At 44.2% G+C, this 19,333-nt stretch carries 15 protein-coding genes and 2 pseudogenes; all 17 read left to right on the top strand.

Annotated elements, in window-relative coordinates:
• Positions 1-21 precede the first annotated feature (21 nt).
• The 17 genes and pseudogenes from JCM16418_RS16360 to JCM16418_RS16435 all read left to right on the top strand — a co-directional run bounded on the left by JCM16418_RS16360 (position 22) and on the right by JCM16418_RS16435 (position 19,333).
• Complete coding sequence (locus tag JCM16418_RS16360) at positions 22-903, top strand: carbohydrate ABC transporter permease (RefSeq protein ID WP_036651058.1); 882 nt, start codon at positions 22-24, stop codon at positions 901-903.
• Positions 903-1,739 (top strand): carbohydrate ABC transporter permease, encoded by an 837-nt coding sequence (locus JCM16418_RS16365; protein WP_036651060.1) that lies wholly within the window; start codon positions 903-905, stop codon positions 1,737-1,739. Before JCM16418_RS16360 ends, JCM16418_RS16365 begins: the two co-directional genes overlap by 1 nt.
• A gap of 156 nt (positions 1,740-1,895) precedes the next feature.
• Positions 1,896-3,185: an ABC transporter substrate-binding protein gene (locus tag JCM16418_RS16370; protein WP_036651063.1), complete on the top strand. Its 1,290-nt coding sequence runs from the start codon at positions 1,896-1,898 to the stop codon at positions 3,183-3,185.
• 99 nt (positions 3,186-3,284) lie between these two features.
• The gene (locus tag JCM16418_RS26710) at positions 3,285-4,481 is read left to right on the top strand and encodes a TIM-barrel domain-containing protein (protein ID WP_306304798.1); all 1,197 of its coding nucleotides are present in this window, start codon (positions 3,285-3,287) and stop codon (positions 4,479-4,481) included.
• Entirely contained in the window at positions 4,445-5,737 is a 1,293-nt protein-coding gene (locus JCM16418_RS26715) for a glycoside hydrolase family 31 protein (protein ID WP_306304799.1), read from the top strand. The genes JCM16418_RS26710 and JCM16418_RS26715 overlap by 37 nt, the downstream gene beginning before the upstream one ends.
• 220 nt (positions 5,738-5,957) lie before the next feature.
• A pseudogene (locus tag JCM16418_RS16380) lies at positions 5,958-9,055 on the top strand (DEAD/DEAH box helicase).
• Positions 9,056-9,119: 64 nt separating this feature from the next.
• Positions 9,120-9,950, top strand: coding sequence for a hypothetical protein (locus tag JCM16418_RS23890; RefSeq protein ID WP_052020420.1), 831 nt, complete (start codon positions 9,120-9,122; stop codon positions 9,948-9,950).
• An 83-nt stretch (positions 9,951-10,033) separates the two neighbouring features.
• A complete protein-coding gene (locus JCM16418_RS16390; RefSeq protein WP_036651066.1) occupies positions 10,034-10,861 on the top strand; it encodes a M15 family metallopeptidase in 828 nt (275 codons plus the stop codon).
• Positions 10,862-11,065: 204 nt separating this feature from the next.
• Positions 11,066-11,830 (top strand): VWA domain-containing protein, encoded by a 765-nt coding sequence (locus JCM16418_RS16395; protein ID WP_036651068.1) that lies wholly within the window; start codon positions 11,066-11,068, stop codon positions 11,828-11,830.
• A gap of 36 nt (positions 11,831-11,866) precedes the next feature.
• Complete coding sequence (locus tag JCM16418_RS16400; RefSeq protein WP_036651070.1) at positions 11,867-12,322, top strand: tellurite resistance TerB family protein; 456 nt, start codon at positions 11,867-11,869, stop codon at positions 12,320-12,322.
• Between the two features lie 226 nt (positions 12,323-12,548).
• Positions 12,549-13,148, top strand: a complete 600-nt coding sequence (locus JCM16418_RS16405; protein ID WP_036651072.1) for a TerD family protein — start codon at positions 12,549-12,551, stop codon at positions 13,146-13,148.
• Positions 13,149-13,172: 24 nt separating this feature from the next.
• Positions 13,173-13,754, top strand: coding sequence for a TerD family protein (locus tag JCM16418_RS16410; RefSeq protein ID WP_036651074.1), 582 nt, complete (start codon positions 13,173-13,175; stop codon positions 13,752-13,754).
• Between the two features lie 94 nt (positions 13,755-13,848).
• A complete protein-coding gene (locus tag JCM16418_RS16415) occupies positions 13,849-14,430 on the top strand; it encodes a TerD family protein (protein ID WP_036651076.1) in 582 nt (193 codons plus the stop codon).
• Between the two features lie 62 nt (positions 14,431-14,492).
• Positions 14,493-15,791 carry a TerD family protein gene (locus tag JCM16418_RS16420; RefSeq protein ID WP_036651078.1) on the top strand — a complete coding sequence of 433 codons (1,299 nt, stop codon included), beginning with the start codon at positions 14,493-14,495 and terminating at the stop codon, positions 15,789-15,791.
• A gap of 30 nt (positions 15,792-15,821) precedes the next feature.
• Positions 15,822-16,615 (top strand): annotated as a pseudogene (locus JCM16418_RS16425) (MeeY/MeeF family manganese export membrane protein).
• 101 nt (positions 16,616-16,716) lie between these two features.
• The gene (locus JCM16418_RS16430; RefSeq protein WP_052020422.1) at positions 16,717-17,928 is read left to right on the top strand and encodes an HpcH/HpaI aldolase/citrate lyase family protein; all 1,212 of its coding nucleotides are present in this window, start codon (positions 16,717-16,719) and stop codon (positions 17,926-17,928) included.
• A complete protein-coding gene (locus JCM16418_RS16435; RefSeq protein WP_242403870.1) occupies positions 17,864-19,333 on the top strand; it encodes a phosphoribosyltransferase family protein in 1,470 nt (489 codons plus the stop codon). The genes JCM16418_RS16430 and JCM16418_RS16435 overlap by 65 nt, the downstream gene beginning before the upstream one ends.

Genomic DNA, 19,333 nt, shown 5'->3' on the forward strand with positions numbered 1-19,333 from the left:
AAACGAAAAGGGGAGATCAGGATGAACCGAAAAAAATCATCCGAGCTGCTCTCGCAGCTAGTATTCGTAGGACCTTCCACGGTCTTTTTTCTCATCATTATCGTGACTCCTTTCCTACTGGGCTTATATTATTCCTTTACCAATTGGAATGGGATTTCTGGTGAAGTGTCATGGGTAGGGATTGATAACTTCAAACAGATTATCACTAAAGATCCGGATTTTGGACGAGCATTCTGGTTTACGATCCGCTTTACAGTCGTGGGCATTATTTTAGCGAATGTACTTGGTTTTTTTCTTGCGTATTTCCTTACGAAGCCGCTCAAAACCAGAAATATTCTACGTACTATTTTCTTTATGCCTAACGTGATTGGAGGATTGCTGCTCGGATTTATCTGGCAATTTATTTTTGTGAAAGGGTTTTCTGCTGTAGGGGCTGCAACCGGATGGTCATTCTTTAATCTACCATGGCTTGGTGACGAAACTACAGGATTTTGGGGTATTATCATCGTCTTTATCTGGCAAACCGCTGGGTACTTAATGGTTATTTATATTTCCTCGATTAACAATATTCCCAAGGATATCATGGAAGCAGCCGAAATTGATGGAGCTAATAAGCTTCAAATTTTGAAAAGTATTATTATGCCGCTGGTCATGCCAGCTGTGACCGTATGCTTATTCTTAGCGATCTCTTGGTCATTTAAAATGTTTGATCTGAATCTATCGCTTACAAAAGGCGGACCTTTTCGGTCAACCGAATCTGTCGCACTCAATATTTATAACGAAGCATTCCAGAACGACCGCTATGGTCTAGGTACGGCTAAAGCTATTATTTTCTTCGTTGTTGTTGCCGTTATCACAAGCCTGCAGGTTAAATTTACAAAAAGCAAGGAGGTCGAATCCTAATGGAAGCATCGAAAAACTATCGATGGAGTACGCTTCTGACTGAAGTCGTAATGATTCTAGTCGGGCTTGTTTTCCTTGTTCCGTTCTACTTCCTATTTGTGAACTCTGTGAAGACATTCGGAGATTTATTGTCAAATTCGGCAAGCTGGCCTAAGTCTTTTGAATGGCATAATTATAGTAGAGCTTGGTCGTTGACTAAATTTCCATCGGCATTTGGAAATTCGTTGATCATTACCGTGATCAGTAACTTATTGCTAGCTCTATTTAGTTCCATGGCAGCCTATCGCATGGTACGTCATGATACGAGGTATAACCGGTTTCTGTTTACGATATTTGTCGCTGCGATGGTGATTCCATTTCAGTCGATTATGATCCCCCTGGTTAAAGTCACAAGCTGGCTCGAACTGAACGATAGTATACCTGGGTTAATCGTATGTTATTTAGGATTTGGAGTTCCACTTACCGTGTTCTTATTCCATGGCTTTATTAAATCCATTCCGCTTGAAATTGAAGAGGCAGCCAGAGTGGATGGCACCAATATTTACGGAACCTTTTTCCGTATCGTTCTTCCGCTCATGAAGCCGATGTTTGTTACCGTTATTATTCTGAATACACTTTGGATTTGGAATGATTATCTGCTTCCGTCTCTCATGCTACAAAGTCCTAGTCTGCAAACGATCCCGATTGCGACATTTGCATTCTTTGGACAATTTATGAAGCAGTGGGATTTAGCACTTCCGGCGCTTGCACTCGGCATACTGCCAGTGATTATATTCTTCTTATCTATGCAAAAATACATTGTTGAAGGCATAACCCAAGGAGCAGTGAAGGGATAATATGGCCGATATCTTACAGGTCAATCCCGTCTCCCTGTTTGATCAATATTGTAAGTGATGTGGGTAATCATGACTCGGCTATACTGAGGTCAGTAAGCGATTACAACATCTTTGAATGACTTCATACACAGAGATATTAAAAGGGAGGATTTATTCATGAAAAAACGCACAAAAATCTCATTAGCCTCGATGCTTGCACTCTCCGTAGTCCTAGCGGGTTGTGGTTCTAAGAGCGACAATAATGCTACTGGTACAGAGACAGGTGGTACTGGAGAAACTAAAACGGTTCATATTTTTCAATTTAAAGTTGAAATTGCTGAAGCATTAAATAAACTGAAGAAAGATTATGAAGCAAGTCATCCTGGTGTGAAGCTCGACATTCAAACGGTTGGCGGCGGCTCAGATTATGGAGCAGCACTCAAGGCGAAGTTTGCTTCGGGCGAAGAGCCAGATATTTTTAACGTAGGGGGCTATACAGATCTGAATACGTGGGAGCCTAAACTTGAGGATCTCTCAGATCAAAAATGGGTAAGTGATATGGTTGATGTATCCAAGGATCAAATCACGAAAGATGGTAAAATCTATGGACAACCAATGAATCTTGAAGGCTATGGATTCGTGTACAATAAAGATTTATTCAAGAAGGCAGGCATTACAGAGGTTCCCACAACGCTAACGGCGTTAGAAGCAGCGGCTAAGAAATTGCAGGATGCTGGAATTACACCATTTGTTAACGGCTATCAAGAAGGATGGATTATAGGCCAACATACGTTAAATGTCCCATTTGTCCATCAGAAAGATCCGGGTGCATACATTCAAGGACTGAACGATGGCACTCAGAAGTTTGCTGGCAACGCTCAAATGGAGGAGTTCATGAAGTTGTTTGATTTGACACTCAAGTACGGTAATAAAAATCCATTAACGACGGATTACAATACAGAAATGACGATGTTTGCTAATGGGCAAGCTGCGATGACACAACAAGGCAACTGGACTCAAGGGCAAATTGACGGTATTACGCCAAACATGAATATTGGTATGCTGCCAATGCCTATTAATGATGATGCTAAAGAAAATGATAAACTGCTCGTAGGTGTTCCAAATAACTGGGTTGTAACGAAAGACTCTAAAGTGAAAGCTGAAGCCAAAGAATTTTTGGAATGGTTGGTGACGTCTGATCAAGGTAAACAGTACATCACGAAAGAGTTCAAATTCATCCCAGCATTTAAGAGTATTAATGCGACAGAAGAAGATTTAGGCGCATTGGGCGCAGAAGTGGTTAAATACAGTAAAGAAGACAAACTTCTAAGCTGGCAGTTTGCTCGATTCCCTGGTGGGGCTTGGAATGAGTTTGCTGGAAGTATGCAGGCATATATCGCAGGTAAGTCGGATAAAGAGAAATTATTTGCTGATTTACAAAAAACATGGGACAATTTGAAAAAGTAAAACTAAATTTGAAGTCCGAGACTTGAACTTTAAATAACGAGGCTTCCTTTTGCAATTGAAAAGGGGCCTCTTTTCATCATGAAAGGGGAGTATTGAATTATGGAAGGTAGCGAAGCCATTCATCCGGATAAATTGGGACCGATTAGTATGCAAGAAGCTTGGAAAACGATAGGTAGCTTTAAGGCATTGGAACAGCAAGGTGATGTCTATGTATGTCGTGCGGAGCGCGGAGGAGCTGCGATTGTCTTCCTTACAGAGGATTTATTTCGTATTAAATTCTTTACCGGAACAGATCTGGATCTTACGACGACCATTGCTATACAGCCCGTCCAAGAAAGTCCTGCATCGGTAGAGGTCCAAGTAGAAGAGTCTGTGGACGGGATAAAATTTGGAACGTCTACACTCCTTGTAGAGCTGGATAAGCGGACATTTGGACTCACAGTTAAAAATAAAGAAGGACAAATCATTGCTGAGCAAAAAATTATTTCCTTCAGCCCGCGCGGCGCAGCTAATGCTATTTTTGAAATGCCAACAGATTCTCATTTCTATGGATTGGGAGAAAAAGCGAGCTTTCTAGATAAGCGGGGTGAACGTTATACAAACTGGAATACAGACGTATTCGCACCTCATATGCCAGAAATCGAAGCACTATATGAATCGATACCTCTCATGATCCATATGCATAGCGGTTTAAGCTATGGTTTGTTCCTGGATAACCCTGGACGCTCCGACTTTGATATGAGATCACATGGTATCGCCTTCTCTATCGGTTGTTCTACGGGTTCATATGATCTTTATTTCATTAATGGTCCTGAACTGAAGGAAGTCGTAAAACGATATACATTCCTAACGGGGCGTATTGCCATCCCGCCTAAATGGTCAATTGGGTACCATCAGTCAAGATATAGCTATATGAATCAGCAAGAAGTGCTTGATTTAGCGAAGACATTCCGTGAGAAGAATATTCCATGTGATGTCATATACCTTGATATCCATTACATGAATGAATACCGGGTGTTTACGTTCGATCCTGTACGTTTCCCTGATCCAGACAAAATGTTGAGTGAACTTAGAAACATGGGTATACGGATTGTGCCAATCGTAGATCCCGGCGTCAAGAAGGACCCTAAGTATCCAATTTACCGCGAAGGTGTTACTGACAATCACTTTTGTAAAAAACTTGAAGGAGATATCTTCTTCGGTGATGTATGGCCTGGAACGAGTGCATTCCCTGATTTTACGGAGGACCGCACGTCTAAATGGTGGCTGATCAACATAGCTTCTATACTGAGCTAGGCATTGAAGGAATCTGGAACGACATGAACGAGCCAGCAGTCTTTAATGCGAGTAAGACGATGGATCTCGATGTGATTCATGGCAATAACGGCAATCCATTAACTCATGAAGAATTGCATAATTTATATGGAATGCTCATGTCCAAGTCTACGTATGAAGGCATGAAGGACAATATGGACGGTCAACGCCCATTCGTACTTACTCGAGCTGGTTACGCAGGAATACAACGATATGCAGCCGTATGGACGGGAGATAATCGTAGTTTCTGGGAGCATATGGCACTAGCGATGCCAATGGTACTGAATATGGGGCTATCTGGAATTGCCTTTGCGGGCCCAGATATTGGCGGATTTGCGCATCATACTTCAGCAGAGCTACTCGTACGCTGGACTCAAATGGGTGTATTCTTCCCTTATTGTCGTAATCACTCATCCATTGATACGATGCGACAAGAGCCTTGGTCCTTCGGAGTAGAAATTGAACAAATCATGCGTGAGTACATCGGACTGCGATATCGCTGGATGCCACACATGTACAATCTTTTCCATGAAGCTTCCGTAAGCGGCTTACCACTCATGCGTCCGCTTATTCTGGAATATCCGAATGATCCAAACGTAACCAATCTATGTGACCAATTCCTGGTCGGAGATTCTGTAATTATCGCACCGGTGTATCGTCCCGATACAGATCATCGTGCCGTCTATTTACCAGAAGGCACATGGATCGATTATTGGTCTGGAGAGGCTCATGAAGGTGGCAAGCACATCCTAGCGTACTGTCCGCTTGATAAGATGCCGATGTATGTGAAGGCAGGTGCTATCATATCCCAAGGGCCGCTTAAGCAATATGCTCAGGATGGGATTGATGAGACGATTACTTTTCATATATATAGCGCTGCTGCAACTCCTCAATTCCATGCGGAATATATGCTATATGAGGATGATGGTGTTAGCTTTGCGTATGAAAATGGAGTGTATTCGGAGCTGAAAGTTGAGTTAACGGGAATGGAGAGTATGCTTGAACTTTCTTATGAATATCTTCATAAAGAATACGATGCTAACCGAAATCAATTACGTTTTACTTTACGTCAACCCCATTTCGTGCCGAACTCGATATCGGGTCTTGACCCTATCTCACTAAATGAACTGGCTTTAGGACAGCAAGGATGGGCTGTAGATCCACAGAGTGGAGATGTGCACATTCAAGTTCAGGACAGTGCTGAAGGCGGTAAATGGAACATTACCCCGGTTAAGTAAACCTAATATTGAAGCTTAACCCGCCCTTTTCTTAGTGAAGAGGCGGGTTTTTTGCTTACTCTTGTTATCCCTCCGGGGTTGGATGATGGGGAACTTTTGGATATAATAGCTAGAATAGTGTCGTAAGGCAGAAATCAGGTCTTTCGCGGTTTTTAAATTCAACCATTTTCGTATAAGATGGAATTATATGTGTAATTCGGAAAAACGACAGGAGACAACCATGAATCAACCGCTTTATGGCGTATGGCTAGGTGACGTGTTTTTTTGTTTTTCTGGTGAGATGTCCGAACCGAAAGTAGATGCATGGAGCAAAGTGGTTAAGAAATTTGTGCTGAAGAGTGGAGCACGTCCCTTTGCCCAAGCTGGTTTGCGTCTCGCAGAACTTAAATATCCTTCCCCAGTAGTAGGTGCCCGCAGCAGTAACCGTCGTGGCGAACGACGTCAGTTGATGGGCAGAACGCTAGAGGGACTCGCATTGAGTGGAGCTGATGCACTAACCCTACTACTTACTTGGGACGAGGCATCTTTACTGCAGCAAGGAATCCAACCTGGGGCGGAGATGGCCTATTGGGCTAAGTGTGCAAGGTTCGCGCTAGAGCTAATGTTACAGGGCAACGTTGCACCTGGGACAGCTCCGCTTGCCGCTGGAACATCGCGGCGCAAGACTGGCGAACAGGCTGTCATGAGCAAGTGGAAGCCAAGGCTTAAAGAACCACAAGACGTGGAGCGATTTATGCAGCTTGCGGCTTCTATGCCACCTGTCGCGCTCGGGGTGTCTGCGCTTGTTGGCGCAGAACCAGGCACGCGTGAAGAAGCAGGTGCGGTAGTATTGCACTCATTCCTAACTGCTATGATTCACGGACAAGTGCAAGAGGTTATCCGGGAATCAGAAGGGAAACTATCCCGAAATTTGACGGATTATCGTAGGGGGCATTCGCCGCTACAGAAGCTCTGGTGGAATAGCTTGCTTACCGCAAGCCGTACCCTTAACGTTCAAGGAGCACCCGAAGAGGTGGCAGAATTAACACAGGCTGTCAGTCTAATCGGGGGCACGGCGATTCCCACAGCTGGTGAAGGAGAGGATGCCGCTCAGAATGGACAGCTTCAGCTTGGCCTTCGACTAGAGCCTCGCCATACAGATGTAGCAGAACATTGGTATGTATCGTTCTGGGCTGAGTTTCAAGACGAATTTGGTGCATGGCTTCCTATTCGATCCATATGGGGATCACTGGAGACGGACATGATTCGCCGCGGTCGGGTCTACCCTGCTGTACAGGAACAAATGCTGCTTGCACTTGGCGCTGCATCGGAGTTCTCTGTGCATATTCGTGAAGCATTGACCATTCCAGCACCGGAGGGTATGGAACTAGAACCCTTAGAGATGGTGGAGTTCGTGCGTAATACGGTTCCACAATTAAACAAAGCGGGCATTACAGTGCAGTTGCCTTCAGAATGGACCCGCCGCGGAAGACGCCGGATCGGGCTATCCCTCAAGATGGTGGCACAGGAAGATGCTGCTGGCACTCAAGGCATGCCAATCATCGGCATGGAGCAATTGATTGCCTTTCGTGCGGATGCTGCCATAGGCGGACAGACACTTACGCGTGAAGAGCTTGCAGCATTTGCGGAGTCAACTCTTCCCTATGTACAGTTCCGGGGCGAGTGGATCGAGCTGGATCTAAAGGAAATTCGCCAAGTGCTTCGTTATTTGAAGCGGTATGAACAAGGCGAGATGGATATGTCCGATTGGATTCACTTAACAGCATCTGAAGAGGGAGAACGCAACTGGAAAGGTATAGATGTCACACATGTGGAGACACCTGGATATCTACAATCGTTGCTTGGTGAGGATGGACTGCGTAAGGTGCCTCCCCGCCCTGTACCCGTTTCGTTACATGGCATACTTCGTCCCTATCAGGAACGTGGCTTTCAGTGGCTTGCTGCTATGAGAGATATGGGCTTTGGGGTATGTCTTGCAGATGACATGGGTCTAGGTAAGACCATTCAGGTCATTACATGCTTACTTGAGCACCATTCGGAACGTAAGAATCCCGTACTCATCATCTGCCCAACTTCGCTTCTGGGTAATTGGCAGCGTGAACTACAGCGGTTTGCACCTGATTTAGCATTGTATATTCATCATGGTAATCGTCGTCTGCATAGTGAAGATTTTCAGGAACAGACGGCAACACATGATGTTATCCTTACAACGTATCATCTTGCAGGCAGGGATGGAGTCGATCTGGCCTCTGTGGCTTGGGCGTCCGTTGTGTTAGATGAAGCTCAGTATATTAAAAATTACCGTACAAAACAGGCGCAAAGTGTTATGAAACTGAATGCTCCACATCGCATTGCGATGACAGGTACGCCTGTGGAGAATAGACTTGGCGAGTTGTGGTCGATCTTTCAGTTTCTGAATCCGGGCTACTTGGGAAGTTCCTCATCCTTCCGGCAGCGTTATACAGTGGGGGATGTTCAACAAGGTAAGCTTCAAGAGCTGCATAAGCTTGTATCTCCGTTTATGCTGCGTAGGTTAAAGAGTGACCCAGATATACGTAAGGATCTGCCAGAGAAGATTGAAATTAAATCTTACTGCACACTCTCTGAAACCCAGGGCGCAATGTACCAAGCGTAGTGGATCAGATGATGGGGCAGATTGGTCAGCAAACAGGTATTGCTCGCAAAGGCCTTGTTCTGTCTTCGCTAACGAAACTGAAACAAATATGCGACCACCCTCAGTTGGTTGGACGGGAAGACGGCAGACATTCTAAACTCGAGGCTTCTGGAAAAATGGAACGTTTGCTTGATTTACTGGATAGCATTGAAGAGAATGGTGAGTCCGCGCTTATTTTCACTCAGTATGTGGCGATGGGTCATTTGCTCGTGGAACGCATAGAGCAGCGCTACGGTCGAGCACCATTCTTCCTACATGGGGGTATTCCCAAAGAGGATCGCGATAACATGGTAACGTCCTTTCAGGAGGGCACGGGGCCCTCATTCTTCGTTCTCTCCCTTAAAGCGGGAGGTGTAGGCTTGAATTTGACCCGTGCAAATCATGTGATGCACTATGACCGATGGTGGAACCCAGCGGTTGAGAATCAAGCAACCGACCGTGTATTCCGTATTGGCCAGGAGAAGGATGTACAGGTGTATAAACTGATCTGCCAAGGAACGCTGGAGGAACGAATTGATGAGTTGATTGAGCATAAGAAAGCTTTATCCGAGCAAGTCGTCGGCTCAGGGGAAACATGGCTGACTGAAATGTCAGACACCGAGCTGCAAGATTTAATCAAGCTGCAGGGTGAGGATTGGATGTAATTGCTATTCGTATAATGAAGCGGTGTGAGAGCACTGGAAGCGGACAGGGCTAAGGGAGGGTACTATGACAAAAGAAGCTTGGAGCATTGAATTGAATATTGTACCCGGCCTCGTTAAAGGCAAAGTGACTGCGGGCAGTGCACATCCTTCTCCGGTGTTGCAGAGTCTAGCTTCAGACTCGCCAAAAGATGTACAAACGGAGTCTCCTGAAGGGGTCTTGGAAGTGAGCATTCCTTGTGAAGCAAAGGTACCAAGCGTCAAAGCAGAAATAGAGAAGCGGCTCGAGCTTAATTTATATGAGCTTTACGCATTGCTGCAAGGAGAGACAACTCCATGGCTGGATCGTTTGCTTCCTGTGGATACTGGATTCATTTGGGGGACACCGGCGTGTAGTTGTAACAAAGATAAACATAGCAGCAACAGCGGTATAGACGCTGTGTGTCTACATGCAGAAGCAGTGCTCCTTCAAGCGCAGCAGCGTTTGAAGGAGGAACCCATGCTTCGGTTGCTACTGTTAGGACTGAGTCGTGAAATACTGTTAGCTAGCGTGTTCGGAGGGTGGGCTCAGTTGGTACCCGCCCATTCTGGGACACCGGCTGCTGAAGAGGCAGCGCGGTTGGAGGAGAAGAGCAAGAGTGGGCCTTCAGCAGGTGAATGGCTGGCAGAAGCTGCAGAGCAAGGGAAATTGCATGAACCGGGTGCCGCTTTTAACGAGGTTAACATACGTTTAACACCACATGCGGTTACGATTAAAGAGCTTCCATTCGACGAGTGGCCGGCATTTCTGCCAGAATTGAAGACAGTGGAAGCTGTGCTGCGAGATATCATATCTCGTACGGCAAAACGGGCTGAAGAACGATTGAAGTCTATTAGCCATGACAATCTTGAACATTAACCGAAGCCTTTGGGTAAATCGGTCGAATAGATGAATGTAAGCATGTAATAGGGTAAACAGGTTGGATAAGGAGATATGAAATCATGAAACGTACATGGAATAAGATCGTATGGACAAGCATGCTGATTGCAGCTTTTGCGATATCGACAGCAGTGCTGAGCGGGTGTGATAAGGATACGGGTGGTTCAGATGCTGGGAAGGGACAGACTCTAAATTCACCGGCAAGCGGGAATCAAGGGAATGAAGTCGCTAACCCAGTTATGGCGAAGCGTAGTGAGAATGCTCTCCAAGCAACTGTTAAAGAAGTGGATGGTCATGAGGTTGTGACGAACCCGGAGGCTATTACGGTTATTGTAAATAAACAGCGTAGTCTACCTGAAGGTTATGAACCTGGAGATTTGGTAGAGCCGAATGTGCCTTTCTCTTTTGATGGAGCTAATGAGAAACGTCATATGCGTAAGGAAGCAGCCGAGGCTTTAGAGAGGTTATTTGCAGGTGCGAAGGAGGATGGCATGGAAATGCGTGCAGTTTCTGGCTACCGTTCCTATGCTCGGCAGAAGGTGATTTATGCGAATAATGTGCGAACCAAAGGTGAAGAGTATGCTTCACGCGTCAGTGCGGTTCCTGGTACAAGTGAGCATCAAACAGGTCTTACCATTGATGTGTCTAGTCCAAGTGTGAATAACGCCATCGAGGAGGTATTTGGAACTTCCGCTGAAGGTAAGTGGCTAGCGCAGCATGCTGCGGATTATGGCTTCGTGATTCGTTATCCGGAAGGTAAGGAAGGAACGACAGGTTATGTGTATGAGCCTTGGCATATTCGTTACATCGGTACTGATTTAGCGCCAGATATAGCGAAGAGTGGCTTGACGCTAGAAGATTATTTTAATGAGGATAATATCAAGCTATAATTTCATTATTCATATGACGAGGCGCTGCATCCGAAGGGGGATGCAGCGCTTTTTTAGCGTTGCTTGACCACAGGTTATTATTAGGTGAAATGGATATATCAAGTTGACTGGCATACGACAAAAGTTATATACTTTCGACAACTGCATGTTGGAATAATTCGTATGATTTGTAATGTCATTTACAATGAACGGAGGGACGAGCTCATGAGTATTGACTTGCAGAAAAGAGCTGAAGAACGTCTAATCGATCTATCTAAGAAGGCTACCATTTCTCTTTCGAAGAGGGGGCTTCAAGGACAGACCGCACGAGTTGCACTAGCATTGGATATTTCAGGTTCGATGACTCAGTTATACCGTAGCGGTGTAGTGCAGGAGGTATGTGAGCGGACGCTAGGCCTTGGCATGAATTTTGATGATAACGGTGCTGCGGACGTATTCCTGTTTGGTTTGAAAGACTATGAAATTGGCGAGATTAAACAAGAGAACTTTTATGATTTCGTTAACAAACAGATTTATTCCAAATACGATTTAGAGAACGGCACGAATTATGCCGGAGTGATGAAACGCATTGTCGATTATTATTTTCCAGGAGCACTCAGCACGAAGAAAAGTGGATTTTTGGGACTTGGTAAGAAGGATGTCTCTATCGAAAATAGTCGTTATTTGAAACAGGAACCAGTCTACGTTATATTTGTGACTGACGGCAATTGCTTTGATCATGAAGATACGGCTGAGATCATATCCAAATCGTCACAACTCGGCATATTCTGGCAGTTTGTTGGCGTGGGAGACGAAAAATTTAAGTTTCTTAAAGAAATGGACGATCTAGATGGTAGATTTATAGATAACGCTAACTTCTTCCAAGTCACTAGTCTGAGCAAAATAGCAGATGAAGAACTGTATGATCGTTTACTAAATGAGTTCCCATCGTGGATTCAGGAAGCGAAAGCCAAGTCGTTAATCGGTTAATTTGAATGATGATTTATTAAAAATGGAGGTATGGATATGTCGACACTTAATGCTTTTCAAGGATGGTTATCCAAAACAAAAACAGGATTGACTGATCAGGTCAAACGCCACAAGAACAAGGATCTTATGGATGCAATTGTTGCGGGCTGCGCAATCGTAGCCGTGGCAGATGGAACCATTGATGCTGCTGAGAAACAAAAGATGGCTGCTTACATGGGAAGAAGCGAAGCGCTGAATGTATTTAACATGAGCGAGGTCATTGAACGTTTCAACCATTATGCTGGAAACATGGAATTTGATGTAATGGTAGGAAAGCAAGAATCATTGCGTGTGATTGGTAAGTTTAGATCCAAGCCAGATGTCGCACGTATTATCGTTGGTGTATGTTGCGCAGTCGGTGCGGCAGACGGTGATTTTGATGATCAGGAAAAAGCGGTTGTTCGGGATATTTGCAACTGTCTTAGCTTGAGTCCTGGTGAATTTGGTCTGTAAATCTATCAATAAAACCCAGTTATAATTGTTGAAGCACCTCATAGCGGGCATTGTCCCAATGGACGGGGTGCTTTTATTTTTGAAAATATATGAAAAAATTCAATATATGAAACTTCTACAGTATCTTACCGTATGAGATAAAAAGCCCCAAAAAATGCGATTCAGCATCACAGGGAAATGCTATAATGGAAGTAATGGTATTTTATGAGAGGGGGTGAGTAAGAAAATGTCAATTTCGCTTGTCAAAGGACAAAAAGTGGACTTGACCAAGGGAAATGCTGGACTAAGCAGCATTCTGGTTGGTTTGGGTTGGGACCCGGCTGAAGCGGAATCTAAGGGCATGTTCGGTTTTAAGAAAAAGGCAGCCAATATCGATTGCGATGCTTCGGCATTAATGCTGAATGCGGATAATAAATTGCCCGACCCTAAACATGTCATATGTTTCTATAATTTAAAGAGTCCTTGCGGCTCGGTACGTCATACCGGTGATAACTTAACGGGTGCTGGTGACGGTGACGATGAGCAAATTTCGATTGATCTTGCAAATATACCGTCAAATATCGAGAAGGTTCTAATGGTTGTTAACATTTATCAGTGTGAATCACGAGGTCAGGATTTCGGAATGATTCGTTCTGCTTATATTCGGGTCTTAAATCCAGCTAATAAGCAGGAGCTAATCCGCTTCAATTTGACAGATAGCTACGCAGGGATGACAGCTTTAGTTGTCGGCGAAGTCTATCGTCATAATGGAGAATGGAAGTTTAATGCAATTGGTGAAGGTGCTCACGCTAAACATATTGATATATTATCGCAAAAATACTTATAAATTAGAAAAGCGAGGGATTTAATTATGGCTATTAGTTTGCAAAAAGGACAAAAGGTAGATTTGACTAAAACAAACCCAGGTTTGACAAAAATCTTGGTAGGCCTAGGCTGGGACACAAATAAATACGATGGCGGTAAAGATTTTGACTTAGACGCTTCTGCTTTTCTACTAAACGCTACGGGTAAAGTAAGTTCTGAGAAAGAGTTCGTATTCTACAGCAATCCTAAGAGCTCGAATGGTTCTGTTGAGCACACGGGTGACAACCGTACTGGTGAAGGTGAAGGAGACGATGAGCAGCTTAAAGTGGATCTAGCTACCGTTCCTGCTGAAATTGAAAAAATCTCTTTCTGTATTACGATTTATGAAGCTGACGTACGCGCTCAAAACTTCGGACAAGTATCGAATGCATTCGTACGTATCGTGAACGACAGCACTGGCGACGAGCTGATCCGTTATGATCTTGGCGAAGATTTCTCAGTTGAAACAGCTATTGTTGTAGCTGAATTGTACCGTAACAACGGTGAATGGAAATTCAGCGCTGTAGGTAGTGGCTATCAAAATGGTCTTGCTGGCCTATGCCGTGATTTCGGACTTGATGTTGGGTAATTAGAAGATGGGGCCGCCTCATTAAACGGCGGCCTTTCTCTATCAATCCATTCATAGTTTCTAGCTGAATGATACATTTGGAAGGAGCGATCGTATGTCGATCAGTTTATCTAAAGGACAACGCATTGATTTAACCAAAACAAATCCAGGTCTGCAAAAGGTTATTATTGGTCTTGGTTGGGATACCAATAAGTACAACGGCGGTGCTGAATTTGATCTAGATGCTTCTGCATTCATGCTCTATCAAGATGGCAAGGCCAAGGGTATAGAAGATTTCATTTTCTATAACAATGCAAAGACACCTAACGGTTCAGTTATTCATACAGGGGATAACCGCACAGGCGAAGGTGATGGAGATGATGAGCAAATTAAAATTGACTTTTCTCTCATTCCAGAGCAAATTCAGCGTGTAGGTATCACGGTTACTATCCATGATGCAGTAGCGCGGAGCCAAAACTTCGGACAAGTATCAAATGCCTTCGTACGTGTTGTTGATGAACTAAGTGACCGTGAGGTACTGCGTTTTGATCTTGGCGAGGACTTCTCCATTGAGACAGCTGTAGTCATCTGCGAATTGTACAGACAGGGTACAGAGTGGAAATTCCAAGCCGTAGGATCTGGGTTCTCCGGTGGCTTATCTGCTTTATGTAAGAATTACGGCCTTGATGCACAATAACAGTCAGTTCCGCTGGGTGCCTTAGCTGGTACCCTTATGCGGACGGTAGAAGGGTGATACATATGACAATCTCATTAGTAAAAGGTCAAAAGGGTGATTTAACTAAGTCCAATCCTTCGCTAACCCGAGTTGCTGTAGGTATGGGCTGGCTCAGTTCAGGAGCTGCTGAAGTAGATTTCTCAGCTTTCCTTCTTGGTGGTAACAACAAAGTAACGCAAGATGAGGATTTGATTTTCTATGGTAATCCTGTAGGCGGAAGCGGTTCGGTATCGGTCCAGTCCGACAATAAAACGTCATATGTGGGTAAGATGGACAAGGAGCAAGTAATCATTTCGCTGAGAGATGTTCCTCCTGCCTATGAACGAATCGCTTTTAGTTTAACCATCTATGATGGTGAGAAAAGAAAACAAAGTTTTTCAGATGTGGATGGAACTTATATTCGTATTGTAGATACGACTACGGGCTCAGAATTAATTCGTTATGATCTCGGAAAAAATTTCTCTATAGAAACAGCCATTGTCGTCGGAGAATTATATAGACATCAAGGTGAATGGAAATTTAGTGCCATTGGTTCAGGTTATTCAGGTGGTCTCGAGGCATTGTGTGCTAGCTTTGGTATTGAGGTACAAGCAGATGGGTCTGACTCTTCACCAACGCCTCCACCAGCCCCAACACCCACTCCAGTACCGACGCCAGCGCCGACGCCGAAACCTATTCCGACACCGACGCCGACGCCGGTTCCTAAGACCGAGCCAGCCCCAGCGCCAGTCAATTTAGCTAAAATTGAACTGAAAAAGCGCGGGGATGTCATTAATCTGAAGAAGGGCTCAGGCGATATTGGCGAAATTGTCATTAATCTGAACTGGAATCAGAAGAAGTCGGGGCTATTTGGTCGGGGTGGCGTAGATCTTGATTTAGGATGTCTATATGAACTAACCGATGGTACCAAATCCGTTGTCCAAGCCTTAGGTAATTCCTTTGGATCGCTTCACTCGGAGCCTTATATTGTGCTTGATGGCGATGATCGTACGGGTTCAGTTACAACGGGCGAAAACCTGAGAATTAATGGTGCTCAAATTCGTGATATTAAGCGGATTCTAGTATTTGCTTTTATTTACCAAGGTGTGTCGAAGTGGTCTGATGCTGATGGAGTCGTAACGATCAAGCAGAAAGATGGTCCTGAGATCATCATTCGTTTGGACGAGCATAACAACGGCAAGGGAATGTGTGCCATCGCTCTCATTAATAACGTGAATAATCAGACGTTCAGTATCGAAAAGACAGTAAGTTATTTCTCAGGTCATCAGGAAATGGACAAAGCTTATCAGTGGGGCTTGCGATGGGTAAAAGGTTCGAAATAATTTAGGTAACTGGTCTGAGGAGGACAATGAATGGGTGAGTTTGTACAAAGCTTTCTAGATAATTTCGGAAGCTTTTTCAGTTGGGCGAGTATTACGGCAACATTATCTGACCCCGCAAGCTGGGGAATTATCGGAACACTAATTTTATTAGAAGGTCTGTTGTCTGCGGATAATGCGCTAGTATTGGCCATTATGGTCCGTCACTTACCGAAAGATCAACAGAAAAAAGCTTTGTTTTATGGTATCGTCGGGGCTTATATTTTCCGGTTTGTTGCTATCGGTGTAGGTACGTTCTTGGTCAAAATCATGTGGATCAAAGTACTCGGCGGGGTCTATCTGTTATGGATTGCACTCAGCAATCTATTCGACTTAGAACTGAAGATGAAACGTGTCGGTAATGTTCCGCTGATTCCATATATTGGGAAGAAAAATGATGGAGACGATGAGATTGAGAACAAGAACTATGGCTTCTGGCGCACGGTGCTTGCCGTTGAATTACTAGATATCGCCTTTAGCATAGACAGTGTCCTTGCTGCATTTGGTGTGAGTGACAAGGTCTGGTTCTATTCTTAGGAGGTATTCTCGGTGTCCTGATGATGCGGGGCGTTGCGCAGCTATTCCTGAAATTAATTGATAAGTTCCCTGAACTTGAAAAGGCAGCTTTTATTCTCATTATCCTCATTGGTGTGAAAATGATCGCGGGTGCGTTTGGATTTGAAATGCCGCAATTCGTATTCTTCGGATTACTGATCCTGATTTTCGTAGGAACACTTGTATATAGCACGATTCGTCGTAAGAAGTCTGATCATTCTACATCAGCTTAATTCTTAGATATGTAACGGGTTAGAATATCCCTCCTGCTTATAGGGAGGGATATTTTAAACTCTGTTTTCCAAATCACCAATGTAGGAAGGGGATACATTCCATGCGGTATTTTAATTATCTTTCCAGAGAAGAAGAGCAACATATATTTCACTCTGCCCCTGTAAGTTTCAATCGAAGTTCGGATAAAGAGTTATTATCCCACGCCATTGGAGCTGCTCTATATATGCCAGCCACTAGACCATCTATCGCTGAAGATATCCGGAGTGGGAAAAATGTAGGTATGGTGTCTATGGTGTTAGACCTCGAAGATGCCATTGGCGATCTTCAGGTTCAGTCCGCTGAAGACAATGTTTTGAAACAGCTGTTACAACTTCAATCCTTTGTACAATCAGGTATCATGTCTGAAGAAGACATGCCAATCATATTTATTCGTGTTCGTTCACCTGAACAAATGAAACGAGTTATTGTGGAATTGGAAGATACGCTGGCATGGGTAGCTGGCTTCGTGTTGCCTAAGTTCTCTATGAGTAACTGTCAGCTTTATTTGGATATCGTTCGCGATTATAACCAGCAGAAGAGTTCAACCATGCCTGTACTTTATGTGATGCCTATTCTGGAGTCATGCGATATTATATATCTTGAATCGAGAGCGAATACACTTTTTGAACTTAAAAAGGTACTTCATGAATTCAAGGATTATGTGCTGAACGTCCGCATTGGTGCTACGGATTTCTCAAGTCTATTTGGTCTGAGACGTAGTCCGGATATGACGATTTATGATATCGGAGTCATCCGAGATTGTATAGCGGATATTGTTAATATTTTCGGACGTGCCGATGACAACTATGTGATTTCAGGGCCCGTATGGGAGTATTTCAAGAGCGAACGAGTACTGAAGACGCAGCTAAGACAAACTCCTTTTGAAGAAATGGCTGGTAGGGATGGTCTTAAGCTAAGAATGCAATTCATCAATATATATCTGGATGGATTAATTCGGGAAGTAGCGCTGGATAAAGAGAATGGAATTGTAGGCAAGACAATCATTCATCCGTCTCATATTTTGCCAGTACAATCTTTGTATGCGGTAACACATGAAGAGTTTGTCGATGCTACGCATGTACTTGAGAACAACAATGGCCTTCAGGGCGTATTAAAGAGCCAGTATTCCAATAAAATGAACGAAATTAAACCGCATTTGAACTGGGCAAGACGGATTTTAATTCGATCGAACATATACGGGGTGTTGCATGAAAACCAGAACTTTACCACGCTTCTCATCAGCAAAGACGAGCAAGAGCAAGTACTCGTATAACATTCTAGGCGATCTGAAAGTAGATATCGCCATTACAGGTAATCCATTTGATTTGCCTCCTGAAGCTTTATTTCAGATGGCAGCTCGGGTGAATAAGAAGCGTAGCTTTCTATTTGTGAGCAAGGTACTCGGCAAACATATACCTGTGAATCCGCATGTGTCACTGCTTAGCGGCGCAGCGCTTGCACTTCTGTATGTTCAGAAGTTTGGCCAAGAGCTACCTGAGGAGATGGAGAACATCATGGATGCCCTCCAGCATCCACAGCAGGCTGAGGGCCTATATCAAAGACTTAAATCGGAGCTGCTTCCGCTGGGTGAGGACACGTTGTTTATATCCTTCGCTGAGACTGCAACGGCGCTTGGTCACAGCATGTATGATTTATTTGCTGGGACAAGCCGATTTCTTCATACAACACGCGAGGAGATTCGCGAAATGAATGCCGTACTCCAGTTTGAAGAGGAGCATTCGCATGCGACCGCGCATCGCTGTTACGCCTTGCAATCTGATTTTTTTACAGGATCACAGCCAGTCGTACTGATTGATGATGAAATTACGACGGGCAATACGGCATTGAACATTATAAGGGACTTGCATGGAAAACATCCTCGTAGTCGCTATACTGTCGTCAGTTTGCTAGACTGGCGTTCAGATGCGGATAAACGACGTTTTGAAGAAGTGGAACGCGAGCTGAATGTCAACATTCATTGCTTATCCTTAATGTCTGGGCAGATTGAGGTGACTGGAGGGCCGCTTGATCTGGAGCACTTATCCCCTCAGGTAGAAGTGATAGACCAAGGAAACGCTAGGGCGAAAACTTTGGAACCAAAGGGATTGGCGTATGCTTCCGAACCTGTGTTCAAGGTTCATGATGTAAGTAGTCATTTTGGGCATGTGGATGTGTCCTCTATCGACTCTAAGCAACGAGCTAATTTATGCGGATATTTGAGACTCACAGGCCGCTTCGGATTGCACAGTGAAGATAATATACTGCTGGATGAACAAGTTCATAGCAGCGCAGCCTGGTTGAAGGCTCAGAGAACAGGTACCCGCACGTTATGTATGGGGACTGGTGAATTTATGTATATTCCAATGCGAATTAGCGCGGAGATGGGTGAAGGAGTAAGTTATCAATCGAGTACTCGCAGCCCTATTTATCCAGCGGGACATGATCATTATGCGGTAAATTACGCTTTCCGGTATGAATCCCCTGATGATTCGCAGACGCCCAATTTCTTTTATAATATTCCACCGCATGTATATGACGAAATGTTTGTGTTTATGGAGCGAACTTATGATGAAGAGCAACAACAATCGATGATGAATGCGTTGAAGGATACTCGTATTCCGGTTATTCACTTGATTTATTTTAACGTACCAGCATCACGCCAAACGGAGGGTTTCTAA

Source organism: Paenibacillus pini JCM 16418 (genome assembly GCF_000576305.1).
GTDB classification, from domain to species: domain Bacteria; phylum Bacillota; class Bacilli; order Paenibacillales; family Paenibacillaceae; genus Paenibacillus_AQ; species Paenibacillus_AQ pini.

Excerpts from the sequence above, each read along its gene's own strand:
- JCM16418_RS16360 (WP_036651058.1), top strand. The coding sequence starts at position 22 with ATGAACCGAAAAAAATCATCCGAGCTGCTCTCGCAGCTAGTATTCGTA.
- JCM16418_RS16365 (WP_036651060.1), top strand. The coding sequence starts at position 903 with ATGGAAGCATCGAAAAACTATCGATGGAGTACGCTTCTGACTGAAGTC.
- JCM16418_RS16370 (WP_036651063.1), top strand. The coding sequence starts at position 1,896 with ATGAAAAAACGCACAAAAATCTCATTAGCCTCGATGCTTGCACTCTCC.
- JCM16418_RS26710 (WP_306304798.1), top strand. The coding sequence starts at position 3,285 with ATGGAAGGTAGCGAAGCCATTCATCCGGATAAATTGGGACCGATTAGT.
- JCM16418_RS26715 (WP_306304799.1), top strand. The coding sequence starts at position 4,445 with ATGGTGGCTGATCAACATAGCTTCTATACTGAGCTAGGCATTGAAGGA.
- JCM16418_RS23890 (WP_052020420.1), top strand. The coding sequence starts at position 9,120 with ATGACAAAAGAAGCTTGGAGCATTGAATTGAATATTGTACCCGGCCTC.
- JCM16418_RS16390 (WP_036651066.1), top strand. The coding sequence starts at position 10,034 with ATGAAACGTACATGGAATAAGATCGTATGGACAAGCATGCTGATTGCA.
- JCM16418_RS16395 (WP_036651068.1), top strand. The coding sequence starts at position 11,066 with ATGAGTATTGACTTGCAGAAAAGAGCTGAAGAACGTCTAATCGATCTA.
- JCM16418_RS16400 (WP_036651070.1), top strand. The coding sequence starts at position 11,867 with ATGTCGACACTTAATGCTTTTCAAGGATGGTTATCCAAAACAAAAACA.
- JCM16418_RS16405 (WP_036651072.1), top strand. The coding sequence starts at position 12,549 with ATGTCAATTTCGCTTGTCAAAGGACAAAAAGTGGACTTGACCAAGGGA.
- JCM16418_RS16410 (WP_036651074.1), top strand. The coding sequence starts at position 13,173 with ATGGCTATTAGTTTGCAAAAAGGACAAAAGGTAGATTTGACTAAAACA.
- JCM16418_RS16415 (WP_036651076.1), top strand. The coding sequence starts at position 13,849 with ATGTCGATCAGTTTATCTAAAGGACAACGCATTGATTTAACCAAAACA.
- JCM16418_RS16420 (WP_036651078.1), top strand. The coding sequence starts at position 14,493 with ATGACAATCTCATTAGTAAAAGGTCAAAAGGGTGATTTAACTAAGTCC.
- JCM16418_RS16430 (WP_052020422.1), top strand. The coding sequence starts at position 16,717 with ATGCGGTATTTTAATTATCTTTCCAGAGAAGAAGAGCAACATATATTT.
- JCM16418_RS16435 (WP_242403870.1), top strand. The coding sequence starts at position 17,864 with ATGAAAACCAGAACTTTACCACGCTTCTCATCAGCAAAGACGAGCAAG.